Raw genomic sequence first — 19,276 nt, 5'->3', positions numbered from 1 at the left:
GCCACCGCATAACCCCACCCAAGATCAGGCCGCACCACCCAACGTCCCCACCCCACTTCACCGCTACCCCGCTCTCAGAACAACCCAGGCTGCTCCACCTCCGGTTCCGCCGGGGTCACCCGCACCGGCACGGTCACCCCCGCACCGGGCTCCGCGCCCGTCAGCCCCCAGCCGGCCATCAGCCGCGTATCGAGGACGATCACCGCACCGTCGCCCCCGGCGAGATGCAGATCAGGCCCTGCGGCAGCCACCAGTCGCCCGGCGACGGCCCCGCCCGCCACCAGCTCGCTCACCACCCCCGCGGGGTCACCGAGTCCCGCCAGCCCGAACACCTCCCTGTGATCGGCCACTTCGCACACCAGCCGCTCCAGCGAATCCGGCCACCCGGCCAGCGCGACAGCCTGGGCGTGCACCTCACGTACCTCGGCCGCACGCTCCTCCCGTCCGGGCAGCCGGGCCCGCACCGCCCGCTTGTCCGCGTACGGAATCCGGTCCGGCACACCCAGCGCCGTACGCAACAGCTCCTCGGTCCGCCGTGCCGCCATCAACGGCCCCCGCCCCAGCCAGCTGAAAGCCACCGCCCCCTGCTCTCTCAGCCGCGCCGGACCGCGCTCCTCCGCCGTGATCCCCACCTTGACCATCCCGGCCCCGAACCAGGCGAGGTAGACGCGGTAGACCCGGGGGTCGTCGGCGATCGTGTCGGCCGCCACCGAGTGCGCCCTGTCGAGCCGGGAGCACTCCCCGCAGCGCGCCTGCGTACCGCGCCCCGGCACCTGAGCCCGCACCGGACAGGCATGGCCCCGCGCCCCCACGCACGTACGCTCCCCCGCCTCCTCGACCCGGAAGCCGACACCGGTCCCGTACACCAGCGGACTGGCCCGCGCCCGCCCCTCCCACACGAGCCGGGGGCCCTCGTCCCCCCACCGCAGCCCACCGGAACGCCACATGGCTCCGCACCCCCCTTCCTTGATCAGCCCGCGTCCTTGATCAGCCCGCACGCGGACGGCGAATCCGCGTCACTCGCAGCATGACACCCACCACTGACAGTGGCCCCCGGGCCCATGACGGAGGCGGCTCGCACACCTCACTCGCACGTCTCACACGAGGACGTAGACCGGCGAACCGTCCGGAGCGCACCCCGACTGCCGTATGCATCCGCGCCGCAGCAGATGCCGGACACAGTCCTGAACCCGGGCGGGGGACAGGCCGGTACGCGTGGCGATCTCCTCCGCACTGCAGCGAGCAGCGCCCTCGACGAGACCGGGCGCCAGCACGGCCGCGACCGTACGGACGTCCTCGGTGATGACCAGATTTCTGTCCTGCCAGCACGCGAGCAGCTCCTGAGGCGTGCCGGCCGACGCGGGAGCCGCGGATCCGCCCGGCTGCCCCCGCTCGGCGAGCCGGTCCAGCGAATCGGCGATCCGGTGAAAGGCCTGGGTCAGCAGATCCTGCCCCCGATTGGCCTCGCGCAGGAGCAGATGCCGCTCCGCCTCCCTGGCCTCACACGCCTCCTCAGCCCGGATACTCCGCTCCTCCAGCCGCACGATCGCGTCGACGATCTCCTCCGGCATGACATAGGCGGTGCGCGGACCGTCGGGCTGGACGGGGGCCGGTACGAGTTCGTACGCACCCTCACGCTGCACCGTGGCCACCACGTCGGCCACCCATCTCCTGAAGGGCGCGCACTCGTGCTTCGTACAGCCGTTGACGAGTTGGACGAGCCCGGCGAGCGTCACCATCTTCATGGATCTCTTGAGGCCGTGACCAGCAATCCTGCGCGAAGCGTCTGACCCGTAGACACCTCTCGCAAGATCGCCGAGGCTCTGCCGGCAGTCCGGGGAGACATGCCACAGCAGAGCCTGCCGGGTGTTGGCGTACCCAAGATTCCTTGCGACATCCACCGCCGGAAACCAGTGCGCCCCGTCGGGCAGCGTCAACCGCCGCACCCGCGCGCCCGTCGCCGCGTACACGAAGTCGCTGACGTCGACCGCGTCCCGACCGTAGGCCACCGGCTCGTCCTCCGGCGTGTCCTGCTCGCGCATCGAGCACCACCTCCGCCCCGGAACGTAGCCGCAGGCATATGCAACTCCCCCCGAAAGAAGGGAAGTTCACTCGATAGGCGACAGGATTCCCAGACTCCGCAGCACTGGCGGACCACACGAAAAAGCCCCCTGGATGATCTCCAGGGGGCTTCCTCAGTGTGTGCACTCGGCAGGATTCGAACCTGCAACCTTCTGATCCGTAGTCAGATGCTCTATCCGTTAAGCTACGAGTGCTTGGCGTTCCGGGCTTTTCTTCCCCGTCGGCGTTGCGAGAACAACATTACATGACCTGCGGCGTCAGGTGAAATCCATTGGCCGCATCCCCGCTGAGCTGCGAAGACACACCCTCCTGCGCCCCTGCGGGCACCGCCGTGGGACGACTGAAGCCCCGTCCATCGTGGACGGGGCTTCAGTGATCCAACTGGCGGAGGCGGAGGGATTTGAACCCTCGATGGGCCGTAAAACCCAAACCGCATTAGCAGTGCGGCGCCATAGACCGGACTAGGCGACGCCTCCAGCACACCGAACACAGTCGCGCGAGCGCGAAGTGGTGCGTGCAGATGATGACACAGCCTTGCGGGCCGTCACCAATCGCGCCCCACGGTACTAGGCCGTGGGGTGGCAGAGCAAAGTCGTTCGTGTCGCGCAACGCCCGGCGCTCAGGAGCGTTAGGGAGGCAGGGGCACCGCCCCTGAGCCGTACCGCTGACCCGTATCCGCTGACCCGCGTCTGCCGATCCCTGTCAGCCGATCCCTGTCTGCCGATCCCTGTCTGCCGATCCGTATCCATGGAACCGGATCGATGGATGTCCGGATCTGCTGATGTCGTCCCGGATCTGCTGATGTCCCGATCTGTCGGTGCCCCGGGTCGGCTGATCCGTTCTGCCGAGGAGTTCTGTCATGAGGAGTCACGTCATGCTTCGCCGCCTCGCTCTCACCGCCGTCGCCTGTCTTTCCGCGCTGGCCGCCGCCCCCGCCGCGACCGCCGCCCCCGCCGGCCCTGTCGCGACCGCCGTCCCTGCCGCCACCCCGCTCCCCGCCCCCGTGGCGCAGCCCGGCCACCGGCTTCCCAATCCTTGGGTCCGTGACCGGCTCACCATCACCGTCGCCGATTCCGGCATCCCCGGCGCCGACGGCACGCACCGCCTGGTCTGCGCCCCCGCCGGGGGGACGCACGCCTCGCCGCAGCAGGCCTGCGACCGGCTGGACCAGCTCGCGGCCGACCGGCGGGCGCCGTTCGCGCCCGTTCCCAGCACCATGATGTGCACGATGCAGTACGGCGGTCCGGCCACCGCGCACATCACCGGGGTCTGGCGGGGGCAGACCGTCGACGCGACGTTCCGGCGTACCAATGGGTGCGAGATCTCCCGCTGGGACGCCCTCGAACCCGTCCTTCCGCACACCGTCGGCTGAGGCCGCCCCAGCCGTTCTTCCACACAACCTTGGTGAGAGCTCCCCCTCATCCGCCGATGTCCGGAGCGCCTGCCTTTAGACTTCCAGCAGTGACACGCCATGGCCCGAGGGGCAAGATGGGCCAGGTTGTCAGCAAGGTGCAGTAGTTCAGGGAGGAAGCGTCGTCGTGAGCAGCAGGCCATCCCGAGGCGCTGCTCGCCTCGCAGCCATACTTGACGCCCTCCCGGACGGGCTGTTGCTCGTCAATTGCAACGGAACGGTCGTCAACGCCAACTCCATCGCCCTCGAAGCCTTCGAGACGCCGGGCACGGCGCTTGTCGGCCGTGGGCTGCTCGATCTGCTGCCGGAGTTCGACTCCCGGCTGATCCCGGGCTCGATGCGGCGGCCCGAAGGCGCGGACGAGCAGGGCAGGACCAAGCCGACGCGGATGCTCGCGCGGCGCACCGACGGCGCGGAGTTCCCCGTCGAGGTGACCAGCGCGAGTCTGGAGGACGGCCGGGAGGCCTACGACACCTACAGCGGCGGATTCACCGGTGACGAGCTGCTGATGCTCGTCGTACGGGACCTGTCGGGTGCCGTCGACACCGAAGCCGAACTGGCGCGTTCGCAGCGGCAGACCGAGATGATTCTGCGCGCGGCGTCCGAGGGCGTCGTGGGGACCGACACCGACGGGCGCGTCGTGCTCGTCAACCCCTCCGTCGCACAGATCCTCGGTTTCCGGGCGAGCGACCTCGGCGGCAAGGAACTGCACCCGCTGGTGCAGCACTCCCGCGCCGACGGTGAGCCCTTCCCGTACGACGAGAGCGCCCTCGCCGACACGCTCAGGTCCGGGCGCAAGCACCGGGTGCGCGGACAGGTGCTGTGGGCCAAGGACGGCAGCCCGGTGCCGGTCGACCTGACCACGGCGCCGGTCCGGGACGGCGAGCAGCTCGTCGGCGCGGTGCTGACCTTCGCGGACCGCCGCCCGTACGAGAAGCAGGCGAAGCAGCACGCCGACGAACTCCGGGCCAAGGACGAGCGGAACGCCGCCGCCGAGGCACGGCACACGGAAGAGCTCGCGGCCCGGGACGAGCAGCACGCGGCCGAACTCTCGGCGCGGACGGAACAGTACGAGACCGAGCTGTCGGCGCGGACGGAACAGTACGAGGCGCTCGAAGAGCGGCAGCAGCAGCTGACCGCGGTGCTCGGCGACGCCCTGCGCGGGCCGCTGGAGGAGCTGCGGGCCGAACTGGGCACGCTCGCCGCCGACCCGGCCGGTCAGCTGTGGCCCGAGGCGAACCAGATCCTGCACCATCTGGCCGCCGGTTACGCGCGGATGACCACGCTCGTCGACAGCGTGCTCGGCTTCCAGCGGCTCGCCGCCGGAACGGAGGAGCTGACCAGGACGAAGGCCATGGTCGACACCGTGGTGGCAGCGGGTGTGGAGGGCGCGGTCGAGCTGATCGGCCCCGGCCGGGTGCAGTTCGCGGTGCACGCGCCGCCCATCGAGGCCGAGGTCGACGGGGGGCGGCTGGCGACCGCTCTCGCGCATCTGATCGCCGATGTGGCCGGCGTCGACGCCACGGGCAAGGCACGGGTCGCCCCGGGCGGCGCCTATGTGGACTCGACGATCGTGGTGGCCGCCGCGCAGCGCGGCAAGGTCGTACGGATCGAGGTGCGCGGGCCGTTCGGGGGCGGCGACCCCGTGCACGAACCGATCGTGCGCGGGATCGTCCGGGCGCACGGTGGCGTGCTCCAGACCCATGAGGTGCCGGGGACGACCGGCAGTGCGTACGTTCTGGAGCTGCCTCTCGGGGGCGGTTCGGGGACGGTGGATCCGGCCGCCGCGGCGTCGGAGGCGGCCGGCGGTCCGGCGCCCGGCCCGACGAACCAGCCGAACGCCACATCGGGCGGCGGGCGGCGCCGGGGCAGGCGCTCGTCCACCGATGCCTTCCTGGAGGGCTCCGGCGGCGCCGGGGGCGCGAGCCCGGCGGACGCCACGGGTGCCGGCGCGCCGGAGCCGCCCACGGGGCGCCGCAGGGCGCGCCGGGGGGAAGCCGGTCCTGGTGCGGCTCCCGCGCCTGTTTCCGGGGCTGTTCCGGCGGCGCTTCCCGCACCGATCCCTGCTCAGTCGTCGGCTTCATCTACTCCGTCGGCTCCGTCGGCTCCGTCGGCTTCTGCTTCGGGGGGCACCGCGGGGGCTGCCCGTACGGATGGGTCGGGCGCGAGTGCTTCCGGTCCTGCGGGCGGACCCGGTGCAGGCCGCCCCGGTCCGGCGATTCCCGCGCAGGAGAACGGCGCCGGTGACGGCGGGTCGGGCCGCAGGCGCGGACGTACGGAACTGTCCGGCGGAACCGCGGGTCCCGAGGGCGCGGTACCTCCCGCGGGAGGACTGCCGACAGAGGGCTCCGTGGTGACCTCCGCCGAGAACGCCCGGGCGAACGCGCCCGGTGCGGGGCACCCGCAGCGCGGGGCGACCGTGCCGCCGCAGGGTGTACCGGCGGATGCGCCGGTGCCCACCGGACGGCGTGCCCGGCGCGCGGAGGGCGTGCGCGAGATCGAGAGCGCCCGCCCCGCCCTGGGACCCGCACCACAGCCGGGGGTCACGGCACACGGCCAGCCGGGCCAGCCCCAGACAGGACAGACACCGGCAGGACAGACACAGGCGGGACAGACACCGGCAGGACAGACGCCGCCTCCCGGCCGCCGGGCACGCCGGGCTCTCGCAACCGCTTCGGCCTCAGCGGCCGCGGAGGCCGAGCGCCCGCGTACGCCGTTCGCGCTTCCTCCCGCGGACGCCGACCGGGGACAGGGGCAAGGGCAGCCGCAAGCGGCGCCGGTGCCGTCCGACGGCTCGGTCGGTTCGGTCGGCTCAGTCGGGTCGCTGCACCATCCGGGGGCGAGCGAGGAGCAGCCGAAGGACGGCACGCTGTACGCGTCGCCCGAGGGCTGGCCCTCCGTCACCGAGCGGCCCACAGCCGACGGGGCCGCGGCCCAGCCGCTGCCCGCCGAGGAGCCGTTGCTCGCGGACAGCGCGCAGGGACGCGCCATAAGCGTGCGAACGCTCGGCCAGGGCGTGCCGTTCGCCGAACAGATCGCGGCACAGCAGAACCAGCCCCACTCGCTCGGTTCCGGCCGACGGCGCAAGCTCGCGGCCCCGCCGGAGGGCGAACGCCCCGAACCGGCGGCCCGGCCGCATCCGCAGGCGACCGGCGAGCAGGGCGCACCCCAACCGAGCCACTCCCCGCAGGGCCACACGCCGCCGGGGTCGAATCAGCACGGGTCGAACCAGCACGGGGTGAACCAGCAGGGCCGGATGTCCCCGTCGGCTCCCACGTCACAGCAGGTCCCGCTTCCCCCGCAGACTCAGGCCTCCCAGCAGACTCAGCGGCGTCTCTCGCCCCAGTCGGAGGGCCGTTCGTACGCCATAGGGGCCCCCGACGAGGGGGCGGAGGGGCCCGAACCGCTGGACGGTCCCGGTGGCGCCGTGGAGGTGGCCAACCGGCCGCAGCCGCAGCCCGTCGACGACGAGCTGCCTCCCGAGCCGCTCGACAACCCGCGCCGACTGCTCGTCTGGCCCGCGCCCGACGTCTCCACCCAGCAGGCCCTGAGCGACCGCGGCTACCGCCCGGTGATCGTGCACTCCCGGGAAGAGGTCGACGCCCAGATCGCCGCGTTCCCCGCAGCGCTCTTCGTCGACCCGCTGACCGGGCCGATCACCCGTAAGGCGCTGCAGTCACTGCGTCAGGCGGCGGTGGCCGCCGAGGTTCCCGTACTGGTGACGGCAGGACTCGGGCAGGCGACACGGGAGGCGGCCTACGGGGCCGATCCAGCCGTCCTGTTGAAGGCGCTGGCCCCGCGCGACACCGAGCAGCACCCGCCGCGCGTCCTGCTGATCGAGGAGCACGAGGAGATCGCGCTCGCCCTGACGGAGACGCTGGAGCGGCGCGGGATGCAGGTGGCCCGGGCCGGGACGGACGCGGAGGCCGTCACCCTGGCCTCCCAGATGCGGCCGAACCTGGTGGTGATGGACCTGATGCAGGTACGCCGCCGACGCGCCGGGATCGTCGACTGGCTCCGCGCGAACGGGCAGCTGAACCGCACCCCGCTGGTCGTCTACACCTCGGCCGGAATGGACGCGTCCGAACTGTCCGGGCTCGCCTCGGGCGAGACCGTGCTGTTCCTCGCGGAACGCTCCACCAGCACCGAGGTTCAGGGCCGGATCGTCGACCTGCTGGCGAAGATCGGCACCAACTGAAACGGAGCCGGCTCGTTCTGAACCAGCCTGATCTGAGCCAGGTCGTCCTGGATCAGCCTGATCCGAGCCGACTCGCTCTGGACCAGATCAGGCCGGACCAGATCAGGCTGGACCGGCGCCGACCCTGGACCGGGCCCGCGTCGGCTTCGGCTTCGGCTTCGGCTTCGGCTTCGGTGCCGACGGGGGTCAGAGGTGGGTCGTGTCCAACTCGCCGTCCGCGTACTGCTTCCTGAGCACCTTCTTGTCGAACTTCCCGACCGACGTCTTCGGCACGGACGGTACGATCGCCCACCGCTCGGGCAGCTGCCACTTGGCGACGGACCGCGCGAGGAAGGCCCTGAGCTCCTCGTACCCGACGCTCTCGCCCTCCTTCAGTACGACCGTCGCGAGCGGCCGTTCGCCCCACTTCTCGTCCGGGACGGCAACCACAGCGGCCTCGGCGACCGCCGGATGCGCCATGATCGCGTTCTCCAGGTCGACGCTCGAAATCCACTCTCCGCCGGACTTGATCACGTCCTTGGCGCGGTCGGTGAGCGTCAGGAAGCCGTCCTGGCTGATGACACCGACATCGCCGGTTTTCAGCCAGCCGTCGGCGCTGAACTTGTCGGCGGGCCGGAAGTTCTCGCCGCCCGCGCCGCCGTAGTACGCACCGGCGATCCACGGCCCGCGCACCTCCAGCTCACCGGCCGACTCGCCGTCCCAGGGCAGGATGTCGCCGCCCGGTCCGGCCAGGCGTGCCTCGATGCCGACAGGGAAGCGGCCCTGCGTGACGCGGTACGGCCACTCCTCGTCCGGGGTCAGCCCGGCGGGCGGGTTGGATGTCGTCCCCAGCGGTGAGGTCTCCGTCATGCCCCAGGCGTGGCAGAGCCGGACGCCCAGCTTGTCGTACGCCTCCATCAGCGCCGGCGGACAGGCGGCGCCGCCGATGGTGACGCGCTTCATCGAGCTCAGGTCCCGCGGATGGGCGGTCACTTCGGCCAGCAGCCCCTGCCAGATGGTGGGCACGGCCGCCGCGTGCGTCGGCTTCTCCTGCTCGATCATCTCGGCGAGCGGCGCGGGCTGCAGGAAACGGTCGGGCATGAGCATGTTGATGCCCGACATGAAGGTCGCGTGCGGCAGACCCCAGGCGTTCACGTGGAACTGCGGCACGACCACGAGCGTCGTGTCCTGGTCCGTGAGCCCCATCGACTGGGCCGAGTTGACCTGCATGGAGTGCAGGAAGACCGAACGGTGCGAGTAGACGACTCCCTTGGGCTCGCCGGTGGTGCCCGAGGTGTAGCAGAGGGCGGCGGCCTGGCGTTCGTCGATTTCGGGCCAGTCGAACCGCGTCGGGCGGCCCGCGATCAGTTCCTCGTACTCGTGCACGGTCGCCGAGGTCCCGGCGAGCAGCGAGCGGTCCCCGGGGCCGCTCACCACCACGTGCTCGACGGTCGGCAGGTCCGGCAGCAGCGGGGCGAGCAGCGGCAGCAGGGAGCCATTGACGATGATCACGCGGTCGGCCGCGTGGTTGACGATCCAGATCAGCTGCTCGGCGGGGAGCCGGATGTTGAGGGTGTGCAGAACGGCGCCCATGGAGGGAACGGCGAAGTACGCCTCGACATGCTCGGCGTTGTTCCACATGAGGGTCGCAATCCGCTGGTCCCCGTCGATCCCCAGCTCGTCGCGGAGCGCGTTGGCGAGCTGCACGGCGCGTACGCCGGTCTCGGCGAAGGTACGGCGCTGCGGCGCTGCGGCGTCGCCGGTCCAGGTGGTGATCCGGGAGGCCCCGTGCACCAGCGTTCCGTGGACGAGAATGCGGGTCACTGTCAGCGGTACGTCCTGCATCGTGCTCAGCACGGCGTCCTCCTGGAGGGGCAGCGTTGCCTACGCATGGGTAATGTGTCGCAATTCTGCGCACATACCAATCGGTATGTCACTACCCGTCGTCAGGAAATCCGCCGCCGCCTCCCGCCCCGTCCTGCCTGGCACTGCCCCCCGTACTGCCCCTGTACTGCCCCTGGACTACCCCCCTGGAGTGCTCCAGTACTGCTCCGGGGCTGCGAGGCTCCGCCATGCCCTGCGGGCGGGTGGGCTCAGTGGGCGGGGGACAGCTCCGGGTCCTCGCGCAGCTTGCCGAGGGCGCGGGAGACCGCGCTCTTGACCGTACCGACCGAGACCCCCAGCACCTCGGCGGTCTGCTGCTCGCTGAGGTCCTCGTAGTAGCGGAGCACCAGCATGGCCCGCTGCCGGTCGGGCAGCTTCATCACCGCGTGCCACATCGCATCGCGCAGCGCCTGCTGCTCGGCCGCATCAGGCTCGGGCGCGGCCTCCGGCTCGGGCAGGTCGTCGCAGACGAACTCGTCGACCTTGCGCTTGCGCCACTGCGACGTACGGGTATTCACCAGCGCCCGCCGGACATAGCCGTCCAGGGCGCGATGGTCCTCGATCCGTTCCCATGCGACGTAGGTCTTGGTCAGCGCGGTCTGGAGCAGGTCCTCGGCATCACTCGGATTGGCGGTCAGCGAACGGGCGGTACGCAGCAGAACGGGCCCCCGGGCCCGCATGTAGGTGGCGAACGACGAGTACGGCGTCGCCACCTTCGCTGCGCTGGTACAGACTGGCGTGGTCATAACTCCACGCTAGGAGCCGAACCCCCTTGAACAGATCGCCCAGAGGTGCCGAAGGCGAATCCCCCTCAGGTTGTAGGAGTGGTGGTACCCCCACCTCCTGAAGGTGGAGGGCGGCCCTCCCCTCCTCGGGGTTCCGGTGCTGGACCGGGCAAGGATTCCGGGGAGGGCGCCGGGAAAGGGCGGTCCGGTCCGGCACGTTCACTAGTCGGCGATACGGGCCACCGGGGCGTCGACCCGGTTCCGGTCGATGCTGAGTTCCTGGCCGCCGTGCTCCTCCGTCACATCGCCCGCGTACTGGTGGATCCGCAGATGCGGCGACCAGTCCTGGCTCCGCAGGGACGGCTCCCCGGTCACCGACGGCTGGTCGTTCCAGCGGGCGAACCACATCACCGATGGCAGGTCCGACGTGCCCGCCCTGCGCTCCGCCCCGAGCTGCGCCACCCCGGAGTCCGCGCTGCTGTAGAAGCCGGAGACGTAACCGAGACGCTCCACCTCGCGGTCCCAGGAGCGGATGAAGGAGAGGGTGGTGGCGGCGCAGTCGCTGTCGTTCTGGTCGTACGCCTCCATGTCCAGATAGAGCGGTGAGCCCTCCACCATGCCGAGCGCTCGGGCCTGCTCGACCGCTTCCTGCGCCTCGTCCGTTCCCTCGCCGACCGGGTCGTCGCCCATCGTGACCTTCCGTTTGGCCTCGGCCGCCACACACGGCGACTGCGAGCCGACGAACACCGGCAGGACCTTCCAGCCCATCCCGTACACGCTGGACACCCAGTTCTTGCTGAGCTCGGGCTGGTTCGGGCAGCCCCGGCCCCGGCCGCCGTAGTAGACGCCGATGCTCCGGTACTTGGACGACTTCCAGGCGCGCATGGTCGTGAGGGACGGGGTGACGCAGGTGTCGAACCCCCAGCCGTCGAACTGGTCGGTGTCAGCGGCGGCAACCGACGCCGGTGCTACGGCGCCCGACTTGCCGGTGCCTGTGCTGCCGGCGCCCGCCCTGCCGGCGCCTGTGCTGCCGGCGCCCGCCTCGCCAGCACCTGTCTTCCCGGCCTGCGCCTGGCCGGCCCCCCGGGTACCGGTCGGGGCAGCCGTCCCCGTACTGGTCCGGGCGCCCGGCTGGGTACCGGTTTGCGCACCCGACTGGGTACCGCTCTGCGCACCCGTCTGCGTGCCGGTCTGCGTGCCAGTTGCTGTACTGGCCGGGGTTCCCGGCAGGGGAGTGGTGACGTCCGGTGCGGCGTCTGCGGCCGGAGCCGCGAGCGCCAGGAGGACAGCTGCGCCCAGAAGATGGGACAAGAACATCTTTTGTCGTTGCATAGGGCGCAGTGAACGGCCCGCCGGCCCGGACCACCCCATGCCCACGCCGAAGTGTCAGCCGTCCGTGCCGAGGATGAGCCCGGATGTGGGTACGCCGGTACCCGCGGTGACGAGGGCCGTGACCGCACCGGGTATCTGGTTCACCGATGTGCCACGCACCTGCCGTACGGCTTCCGCTATGCCGTTCATGCCGTGCAGATACGCCTCCCCCAGCTGGCCCCCATGGGTGTTCAGCGGAAGCGCGTCCTCGGCGACGAAGGCCGCTGCTTCACCCGGCTTGCAGAAGCCGAACTCCTCCAGTTGCATCAGCACGAACGGAGTGAAGTGGTCATAGAGGATGCCCACGTCGATGTCCGACGGCCGCAGCCCGGAGCTCTGCCAGAGCTGCCGGGCCACCACGTTCATCTCGGGCAGCCCGCTGAGATCGTCCCGGTAGAAACTGGTCATCTGCTCCTGTGCCCGGCCCGCTCCCTGCGCCGCGGCCACGATCACCGCCGGGGGACGGCGCAGATCACGGGCGCGCTCGGCGCTGGTGACGACGATCGCCTGTCCCCCGTCGGTCTCCTGGCAGCAGTCGAGCAGCCGAAGCGGCTCCACGATCCACCGCGATGCGGCGTGATCGGCGAGGGTGATGGGCTTCTCGTAGAAGTACGCCGCCGGGTTGCGCGCCGCATACCGGCGGTCGGTCACCGCGACATGGCCGAACACCTCGGACGACAGGCCGTACGTGTGCAGATACCGCTGGGCGGCCATCGCCACCCAGGAGGCCGGTGTGAGCAGCCCGAACGGCAGCGCCCAGCCCAGCGCGGCCCCCTCGGCCGACGGCTCCCTGTGCTGGACCCCCGAGCCGAACCGCCGCCCGGAGCGCTCGTTGAACGCCCGGTAGCAGACGACCACATCGGCCACTCCGGCAGCGACGGCGAGTGCGGCCTGCTGCACCGTGGCGCAGGCGGCGCCACCTCCGTAGTGGATGCGGGAGAAGAAGGAGAGCTCCCCTATCCCGGCCGCCTGGGCGACCGTGATCTCGGGGCTGGTGTCCATGGTGAAAGTGACCAGACCGTCCACGTCGGCGGGCGTGAGCCCCGCGTCGTCGAGGGCCATGTGGACCGCTTCCACAGCGAGTTTGAGCTCGCTGCGCCCGGAGTCCTTGGAGAACTCGGTCGCCCCGATCCCGGCGATGGCGGCCTTCCCGCCGAGCGAGTCGCGCCTGTCCCTGCTCATACGGCCAACCCGCTCCCGGAATCCGCACCGGAGCAGGCGCGGGTGTCTGCGCCGCGGGTGTCTGAGCCGGGGCGAGTGTCCGAGCAGCGGGTGTCTGAGCCGGCGCCCGGGCCGGTGTGCACGGCATCATCCGCATCCGCGCCCCCCTCCGCGCCCATCCCCCTCTCCGCGCCCGGAGCAGTGACCGTCACGCTCCCTGTGACATGGCGGCCCATCCCGTTGGTGCCCACGATCCGGACCTCCGCGTCGTCCCCCTCGACCGCGGTGACCTTGCCCGTCAACACCATCGTGTCTCCCGGATAGTTGGGAGCCCCGAGCCGGATCGCGACCTTGCGCAGTCTGTATCCGGGGCCGAAGTGGTCGGTGATGAATCTGCCGACCAGCCCATTGGTCGTCAGGATGTTCATGAAGATGTCCGGGGAGCCCTTCTCCCTGGCAGCCTCGGCATCGTGGTGCACGTCCTGGTAGTCGCGGGAGGCGACGGCGCCCGCGACGATCAGGGTGCGGGTGATCGGGATCTCCAACGGCGCCAGTTCATCGCCGACTCTCATACCGGCTCCTCCATCTCTGCGGTTCCCGCATCGCCGTCCACGAGCAACGTGCCCAACTCGTCCAGCACTTCGCTGCCGCAGCCCAGATACGCGTCGAGCTGCCGCCCCCAGAGAAAGTGCCGGTGTACGGGGTGTTCGAGGTCGGAGCCCAGCCCGCCGTGCAGATGCTGGCCCGCGTGCACGACCCGCTTGCCCGCCTCCGACGCCCACCACGCCGCGGTGAGCGCATGGGTGGCGAACGACAGCCCCTCGTCGTGCCGCCAGGCCGCCTCGTACGCCGTGACCCGTATCGCCTCGGTGTCCATGTACGCGTCCGCCGCCCGCAGCAGCACCCCCTGGTTGGTGGAGAGCGGCCGCCCGAACTGCTCACGCTCCGAGGTGTACGAGACGGCGCGCGCGAGCGAACCCACGCACACACCGGCCTGAAGTCCCGCGAACGCGATCCGCGCCACGGCCAGCACCTGCTGGTACGCCCCCGAGCCGCCCAGCGCCTCGGCCGGTGTCCCGGACAGCGTCAGCCGCCCTCCCGACCAGGGCGCGGTGCTCTCCACCGGCTCCGTCCGCGCGTCCGCCACCCGTACCAGCCAGAGCCCGAGGTCCTGGTCGGCGACCAGCACCAGAGTGGCGTCCCGCAGCCACGGCACGAACGGAACGCTCCCGCTCAGCCTCCCGTCCGCATCGGCCCGTACCCCTCCCCGCGCCGGGAGCGCACCCGTCGCGACCGCCGTCCCCTCCCGCAGCGCGGGCAGCAGTCTCCCGCGCTGCTCGGCCGTGCCATGGGTGGCCACCGCCAGCAGCCCGTACACACAGGTCGCGGTGAAGGGGACCTGGGCCGTGGTCCGGCCCTGCTCCTCCAGAAGCAGCACCAGACCGAGCAGCCCCGTCTCCTCGGCCGCCGCCACCAGCCCCGCCGCGCCCAGCGCCTTCCACAACCCGGCGTCCGTCCCCGTGCCGGCCGCCGTCAGCCGCTCATGCGTGGAGAGGTCCGCGAAGATGCTTGCGGCCAGGTCCCGCGCGGCTTCCTGCTCCTCCGTCGGTGTGAACTCCATGTCAGCCCCCGCCTCCCCTGAACACCGGAAGCTCCAGGTCCTCGTCGACACGGAGGAACTCCAGGCTCACCGGCAGACCGACCCGCACCTTGTCGTACGGCACCCCGATCACATTGCTCACCATGCGCACTCCCTCGGCCAGCTCGATCAGGCCCACCGCATAGGGCGGGTCGAAGGCCGGAAAGGCGGGATGGTGCATGACCACATACGAATAGACCGTCCCGGCCCCGCTCGCCGCGACCGTGTCCCACTCCGGCGATCCGCACGCGTTGCAGCCCGGCAGCCAGGGGAACCGAAGCGCCGAACAGGCGGTGCACCGCTGGATCAGCAGCTGGTGCCGGGCCACTCCCTCCCAGAACCCGGCGTTGTCCCGGTTGACCACCGGGCGCGGCCGCCTCGCCCCCGGCCGCCCGCCCCCGGCCGCCTGCGGGCCCGTAACGACCTTGCTGCCGGGCTCAGTACGGGCTGCGCCGCCGGACCCGGCAGCCGCTCTGCTGCCAGGCCCCGTAGCGACCGCTGCCGGTGTCTTCGCCCTCGCCCCGGGTGCGTACTTGAGGATCCGGAACCGGTGCGTCCCCACCAGCTCGCCCTCGCCCCGCACATCCATCCGCGTGGTGACGAAATAACCGGTCCCCAGCGCGGTCTTCTTGCGCTCGGAGACCGACTCGATCACCGCGTCGAAAGTGATCCGGTCACCGGGCCGCAGATCCCGGAGATACTCCTGCTCGCAGTCGGTCGCGACGACCGCCGTGCACCCCGCACCGTCCAGCAGAGCGAACAGCTCGTCGTATGCGGCAGTCCTGCCCGTGTGCCCCGAGAGCCCGCCCATCGTCCAGGCCTGGAGCATCGTCGGCGGCGCGACAGCCGGATAGGCCGGGTTCGCGTCCCCCATCGCCTCGCACCAGTGCCTGATCATCGGCTCGTTGACCGTGTCCTTGCCCACCCCCGAGGTCGCAGCCGGGCGCCCCTCGTACACCTTCAAGCGCTCGTACAGCAGATCCTTCGCGCCCGGCTCCTCACCGCCAACCGCCGCACCACTGGCCCCCACACCGCTGACCGCCCCACCTTTGGCCGCCCCACCGCTGATCGCGTCGTCCCTCACCACCTCACCACTCACCTCTTCCGGCTCCTCATCCCGAGTCGCATCGTCGCGACGATCTCCCGCTGCACCTCGCTCACCCCGCCCCCGAACGTGTTGATCTGCGCGGCCCGGTTCATGCGCTCCAGCTCCCCGTCCCCGAACGCCCCCGGAGCCCCCGCCCGGATCAACGCCGTCTCCCCCGCAATTTCCTGACACATTCGATACACCTCTACGGCGCTTTCGGTTCCCAGAAACTTGACCCCACTCGCATCACCCGGTGCGAGAGTCCCGGCCCCGACGTCCCCGACCAGCCGCCAGTTGAGCAATCTGACTGCCGCGAGCCGGGCGTGCACCTCCGCGAGCCGCGCTCTGACCCACGCGCGGTCGGCCGGTCGTGCGCCGGTGTCCGGATCGGGTGTGCGGGCGTACGCCAGGACCTCGGCGTAGGCGTCCTCCGCCTGCATACCGATCGCGGCCAGCGCCACCCGCTCATGGTTGAGCTGGTTGGTGATCAGCTTCCAGCCGGCGTTCTCGACACCGACCAGGTTCCCCACGGGCACCCGGATCCCGTCGTAGTACGTGGCGGTCGTGGTCTGCCCGCCCACCGTCTCGATCGGGGTCCACGAGAAGCCGGGGGCGTCGGTCGGCACCAGGATGATCGAGATGCCGCGGTGCTTGGGCGCATCCGGATCGGTCCGGCAGGCCAGCCAGATCCAGTCGGCGTTCTGGGCGTTGGACGTGAAGACCTTCTGTCCGTCGATCACCCACGTGTCGCCCTCCCGCACCGCGCGCGTGCGCAGCGAGGCGAGATCGGTACCGGCCGACGGCTCGCTGTAGCCGATCGCGAAGACGACGTCGCCGGTCAGGATGCGCGGCAGGAAGTAGTCCTTCTGCTCGGGCGTCCCGTACTTCATCAGGGTCGGCCCGACGGTGTTCAGCGTGACCATGGAAACGGGCGCACCCGCGCGGTACGCCTCGTCGAAGAAGACGAACTGCTCATCAGGCCCGCGGCCCTTGCCTCCGTACTCGACTGGCCACCCGAGCCCCAGCATTCCGTCGGCACCGATGCGCCGCAGCAGCGCCCGCTGCTGCCCCGCAGAACGGGCGCCGGCATCCGGAGAAGGGTCGCCGGCGCCCGGAGGGGAGTCGCCGCCAGGCCCCTGGCGCATCACTTCACTGAAATAGGAACGGAGTTCGGCACGGAGTTCCAACTGCCGTTCCGTAGGGGCGAGGTGCACGTCGGCGGCCTCCCGGGCATCCGGATCAGGGTTTCTGACTGTCCGTCAGATACCTGTCCGGTGTCAAGCCCGGAGTCCGGTCCAGGACCCGGAGCCCGGCGCCAGACCCGGAGCCCGGCGTCAGGGCCGGAGCCAGACCGCAACTGCCGCCGCAGAATGCGGAAAGCCGTCCGGGCGGCGATGCCTCAGCACCGTCGCCCGGACCGTCATTCACCCCGTGCAGTACTCGTGCGGTTCCCGCACGGCCCCCACACCCCCGACCCCCATCGGGCCGTATGTCACCAGAGCCGGCTGAAGTTCACCGTGTAGTGGGCCTGGTCGATCGACGTGAACGCCGAACCGTTCACACTGGCCGTGCTGTTCTGGTTCGACGCCCCGGAGCCGGTCGCAACCTGCTGCGTGGTGGTCGAGTTGCCGTTGTTGTTGTGCCCGACGCCGCTGCCGACGACCCCGGCAACACTGGCGTTGGATCCGCTGCCCGCGACGGCGCCGTTGTCCGCGGTTGCCACACCCGTGAAGAGGGCCGCTGCCAGCGGCAGGGCGGCGACGGCGGCAAGGACGCGAACGGTACGGATGTGTGCCATGTCATTTCCTCCAGGAACCAGAAGTGCGGCTGTTTCCGAGGCAGTTGGCCGACCGCCCCGGTGAAGTGGTTCACGACTGTCGCAAGATCAGAGTTGCCCACCGGACCCCCGCTGAACCAGCCTGGAAGACCTGATTCCCTCGCAAGCGTGACGTTAAGTCGATAAACCCCCAACATGTCACGAACCTGCGCAACGAAGGGCCCTCACGCTCAGAACCCGGGCGCCCCAGGAGGTGAAGCGTTCCTGCACTTCTTCCGGGTGGGCGCGAAAGAGCTCCTCGCCCCACTTTCTTCATTCGAACACCTGGACGATAATGAACGCATGGCTGCCATCGACAGGCACTCCGCCACCCTGGCCCTCGCCCACGCGCTCTCCGCCGCCGAGCTCGGGCTCCCCGTCATCCCCCTGTCCCGCACCAAGCTCCCGGCGATCCCCTCGCCGCACCACGGGGAGGCCGGCCCGGTCCGCTGCCGCGGCGCCTGCGGCCGCACGGGTCACGGCGTCCACGACGCCACGGCCGACCCCGCAGCCGTGCGCGCGCTGTTCGCCGCCGCCCCCTGGGCCACCGGCTACGGCATCGCCTGCGGCCGGCCGCCGCACCATCTGATCGGCATCGACCTCGACACCAAGGCGGAGACCGACTCCACGGCCGCTCTGCAACGCCTCGCACTCAAGCATCTGTTCACGATCCCGGAGACCGTCACCGTGCTCACCCCGAGCGGCGGCAGCCACCTCTGGCTGACCGGACCACCCGACAGGGTCGTCCCCAACTCGGTGAGCCGGCTCGCTCCCGGCATCGACGTCCGGGGCGCCGGCGGTTATCTCGTGGGGCCCGGTTCACTCACGGCCCACGGGGTCTACCGCCTCGCGCCCGGCACGGCACATCTCTCGCCCGCGCCCTGTCCTCGTACTCTGCTCCGTCTGCTCACGCCTCCCGCGCGTTCCCCGTACTCCACCGGCCGGCCCACTCAAGGCCGTGGCCTGGTGCATTTCGTACTCGCCGCCCATGAGGGGCAGCGCAACACCCGTCTGTTCTGGGCTGCCTGCCGCGCCTACGAGAACGGATTCGGCGACCAACTCGCCGACCGGCTCACTCGTGCGGCTGTCCGTACCGGACTCACCGAGCATGAAGCCCGTGCCACCATCGCCTCGGCAGCCCGCCTGACGATGCCCGCACCGCGATCGGTGCGATCTGTGTGACCTGTGCGATCTGTCTGACCTGTGCGGCCTGTCTGACCTGTGCGGCCGGCGTGATCAGTGCGACCTGCACGACCTGCGTGATCAGTACCGCCTGTGTGACGTGAATGATCAGTAGGGCCTGCGTGACCTGAATTATCGGTACGGCCTGCGTGACCAGTACGGCCTGCCTGATCAGTACGGCAATTCGTCATCAGTAGGGCCTCGGTCATCAGCGCGACCTCCGTGTCGATCCGTGCGGTCCCGGCAGCCGGTGCGGCTCGGTCGGACCCACGGCATCGGTCGCACGATCAGGCCGGCTGAAGAACCGCTTCACCGACCGCCGCGTCCGTGACCGCGTCCTCCGACGAAGCGTCGGTGTCGAGCGGGAGGTGCCGCGTGCTGGGCGTGGATCCGTGCGCTTCGGCGCGGATGCGCTGCTTGATGGTCGGGGGCAGCGCACGGTCCTTGGGCAGCGCCCACCAGGCGATCTGCGCCGGTTCGACGGTTGCCGGCGCAGGTGCCGGCGCTGCGGGTGCCGGTTCCGCGGCATCCGGAGCCGTTCGTACGGCAGGGATACCCGTCGTACGGACGGTGCGGCCCGCCAGGTCGGCGGGGACCGGGGCGGGGGCCCCGGCAGGGACGGCCGCGGTGGCCGTGCGAGCCGAAGTGGAGAATCCGAGCATCGCGACGAGCGCGAAGAACGCGGTGCTGAAGGCGGCCCACACCTTCTTGGCCTGGCTGGTCATGACGACCCCTCATTTC

At 70.8% G+C, this 19,276-nt stretch carries 14 protein-coding genes, 2 tRNA genes and 1 pseudogene; 3 read left to right on the top strand and 14 right to left on the bottom strand.

The genetic code is table 11. The annotated features are described in order from the left end of the window. Positions 1–74 precede the first annotated feature (74 nt). The 4 genes from OG210_RS14955 to OG210_RS14940 all read right to left on the bottom strand — a co-directional run bounded on the left by OG210_RS14955 (position 75) and on the right by OG210_RS14940 (position 2,558). The gene (locus OG210_RS14955; protein WP_371536959.1) at positions 75–947 is read right to left on the bottom strand and encodes a DUF2797 domain-containing protein; all 873 of its coding nucleotides are present in this window, start codon (positions 945–947) and stop codon (positions 75–77) included. Positions 948–1,097: 150 nt separating this feature from the next. Beyond that, positions 1,098–2,042, bottom strand: coding sequence for a BRO family protein (locus OG210_RS14950; RefSeq protein WP_328328767.1), 945 nt, complete (start codon positions 2,040–2,042; stop codon positions 1,098–1,100). A gap of 161 nt (positions 2,043–2,203) precedes the next feature. Next, positions 2,204–2,276 (bottom strand) — tRNA-Arg (locus OG210_RS14945). A gap of 188 nt (positions 2,277–2,464) precedes the next feature. Then, a tRNA-Ser gene (locus OG210_RS14940) sits at positions 2,465–2,558 on the bottom strand. A gap of 398 nt (positions 2,559–2,956) precedes the next feature. Here OG210_RS14940 and OG210_RS14935 point away from each other — a divergent pair. Both OG210_RS14935 and OG210_RS14930 read left to right on the top strand, forming a co-directional pair. Next, positions 2,957–3,454 carry an SSI family serine proteinase inhibitor gene (locus OG210_RS14935; protein WP_328328769.1) on the top strand — a complete coding sequence of 166 codons (498 nt, stop codon included), beginning with the start codon at positions 2,957–2,959 and terminating at the stop codon, positions 3,452–3,454. A gap of 166 nt (positions 3,455–3,620) precedes the next feature. Next, a complete protein-coding gene (locus tag OG210_RS14930; protein WP_371536954.1) occupies positions 3,621–7,691 on the top strand; it encodes a PAS domain-containing protein in 4,071 nt (1,356 codons plus the stop codon). Between the two features lie 186 nt (positions 7,692–7,877). Here OG210_RS14930 and OG210_RS14925 read toward each other — a convergent pair whose 3' ends face one another. The 9 genes and pseudogenes from OG210_RS14925 to OG210_RS14885 form a co-directional block, all read right to left on the bottom strand. Continuing rightward, a complete protein-coding gene (locus OG210_RS14925) occupies positions 7,878–9,527 on the bottom strand; it encodes a long-chain fatty acid--CoA ligase (protein ID WP_328328773.1) in 1,650 nt (549 codons plus the stop codon). A 236-nt stretch (positions 9,528–9,763) separates the two neighbouring features. After that, positions 9,764–10,300 (bottom strand): SigE family RNA polymerase sigma factor, encoded by a 537-nt coding sequence (locus OG210_RS14920; RefSeq protein WP_328328775.1) that lies wholly within the window; start codon positions 10,298–10,300, stop codon positions 9,764–9,766. 201 nt (positions 10,301–10,501) lie between these two features. Beyond that, the gene (locus tag OG210_RS14915) at positions 10,502–11,590 is read right to left on the bottom strand and encodes a DUF1906 domain-containing protein (RefSeq protein ID WP_371536950.1); all 1,089 of its coding nucleotides are present in this window, start codon (positions 11,588–11,590) and stop codon (positions 10,502–10,504) included. Positions 11,591–11,665: 75 nt separating this feature from the next. Next, entirely contained in the window at positions 11,666–12,832 is a 1,167-nt protein-coding gene (locus tag OG210_RS14910; RefSeq protein ID WP_328328779.1) for a lipid-transfer protein, read from the bottom strand. 170 nt (positions 12,833–13,002) lie between these two features. Beyond that, a pseudogene (locus OG210_RS14905) lies at positions 13,003–13,383 on the bottom strand (MaoC family dehydratase); the annotation flags it as partial. After that, positions 13,380–14,432, bottom strand: a complete 1,053-nt coding sequence (locus OG210_RS14900) for an acyl-CoA dehydrogenase family protein (RefSeq protein ID WP_371536946.1) — start codon at positions 14,430–14,432, stop codon at positions 13,380–13,382. The pseudogene OG210_RS14905 and the gene OG210_RS14900, both read right to left, overlap by 4 nt. A 1-nt stretch (position 14,433) precedes the next feature. Continuing rightward, entirely contained in the window at positions 14,434–15,480 is a 1,047-nt protein-coding gene (locus OG210_RS14895; protein ID WP_371540300.1) for a bifunctional MaoC family dehydratase N-terminal/OB-fold nucleic acid binding domain-containing protein, read from the bottom strand. Between the two features lie 65 nt (positions 15,481–15,545). Beyond that, positions 15,546–16,751, bottom strand: coding sequence for an acyl-CoA dehydrogenase family protein (locus OG210_RS14890; RefSeq protein WP_328328783.1), 1,206 nt, complete (start codon positions 16,749–16,751; stop codon positions 15,546–15,548). Between the two features lie 278 nt (positions 16,752–17,029). After that, complete coding sequence (locus OG210_RS14885; RefSeq protein WP_328328785.1) at positions 17,030–17,335, bottom strand: hypothetical protein; 306 nt, start codon at positions 17,333–17,335, stop codon at positions 17,030–17,032. Between the two features lie 321 nt (positions 17,336–17,656). On the opposite strand from OG210_RS14885, the gene OG210_RS14880 reads away from it, so the two are divergent. After that, complete coding sequence (locus tag OG210_RS14880) at positions 17,657–18,535, top strand: bifunctional DNA primase/polymerase (RefSeq protein ID WP_371536942.1); 879 nt, start codon at positions 17,657–17,659, stop codon at positions 18,533–18,535. Between the two features lie 287 nt (positions 18,536–18,822). Here the strand turns inward: OG210_RS14880 and OG210_RS14875 are convergent, their stop codons facing one another. Beyond that, positions 18,823–19,260 carry a DUF6344 domain-containing protein gene (locus OG210_RS14875; RefSeq protein WP_328328789.1) on the bottom strand — a complete coding sequence of 146 codons (438 nt, stop codon included), beginning with the start codon at positions 19,258–19,260 and terminating at the stop codon, positions 18,823–18,825. Positions 19,261–19,276 lie beyond the last annotated feature (16 nt).

This window comes from Streptomyces sp. NBC_00466 (assembly GCF_041433995.1).
Lineage (GTDB): Bacteria > Actinomycetota > Actinomycetes > Streptomycetales > Streptomycetaceae > Streptomyces.
The sequence above is the reverse complement of the archived record's forward strand: the minus strand, read 5'-3'. Positions and strand labels throughout refer to the sequence as shown.

Bases quoted from the DNA above. Each gene is read 5' to 3' on its own strand.
- OG210_RS14920 (WP_328328775.1), bottom strand. From the start codon at position 10,300: ATGACCACGCCAGTCTGTACCAGCGCAGCGAAGGTGGCGACGCCGTAC.
- OG210_RS14910 (WP_328328779.1), bottom strand. From the start codon at position 12,832: ATGAGCAGGGACAGGCGCGACTCGCTCGGCGGGAAGGCCGCCATCGCC.
- OG210_RS14885 (WP_328328785.1), bottom strand. From the start codon at position 17,335: ATGGCACACATCCGTACCGTTCGCGTCCTTGCCGCCGTCGCCGCCCTG.
- OG210_RS14880 (WP_371536942.1), top strand. From the start codon at position 17,657: ATGGCTGCCATCGACAGGCACTCCGCCACCCTGGCCCTCGCCCACGCG.
- OG210_RS14955 (WP_371536959.1), bottom strand. From the start codon at position 947: ATGTGGCGTTCCGGTGGGCTGCGGTGGGGGGACGAGGGCCCCCGGCTC.
- OG210_RS14900 (WP_371536946.1), bottom strand. From the start codon at position 14,432: ATGGAGTTCACACCGACGGAGGAGCAGGAAGCCGCGCGGGACCTGGCC.
- OG210_RS14935 (WP_328328769.1), top strand. From the start codon at position 2,957: ATGCTTCGCCGCCTCGCTCTCACCGCCGTCGCCTGTCTTTCCGCGCTG.
- OG210_RS14950 (WP_328328767.1), bottom strand. From the start codon at position 2,042: ATGCGCGAGCAGGACACGCCGGAGGACGAGCCGGTGGCCTACGGTCGG.
- OG210_RS14875 (WP_328328789.1), bottom strand. From the start codon at position 19,260: ATGACCAGCCAGGCCAAGAAGGTGTGGGCCGCCTTCAGCACCGCGTTC.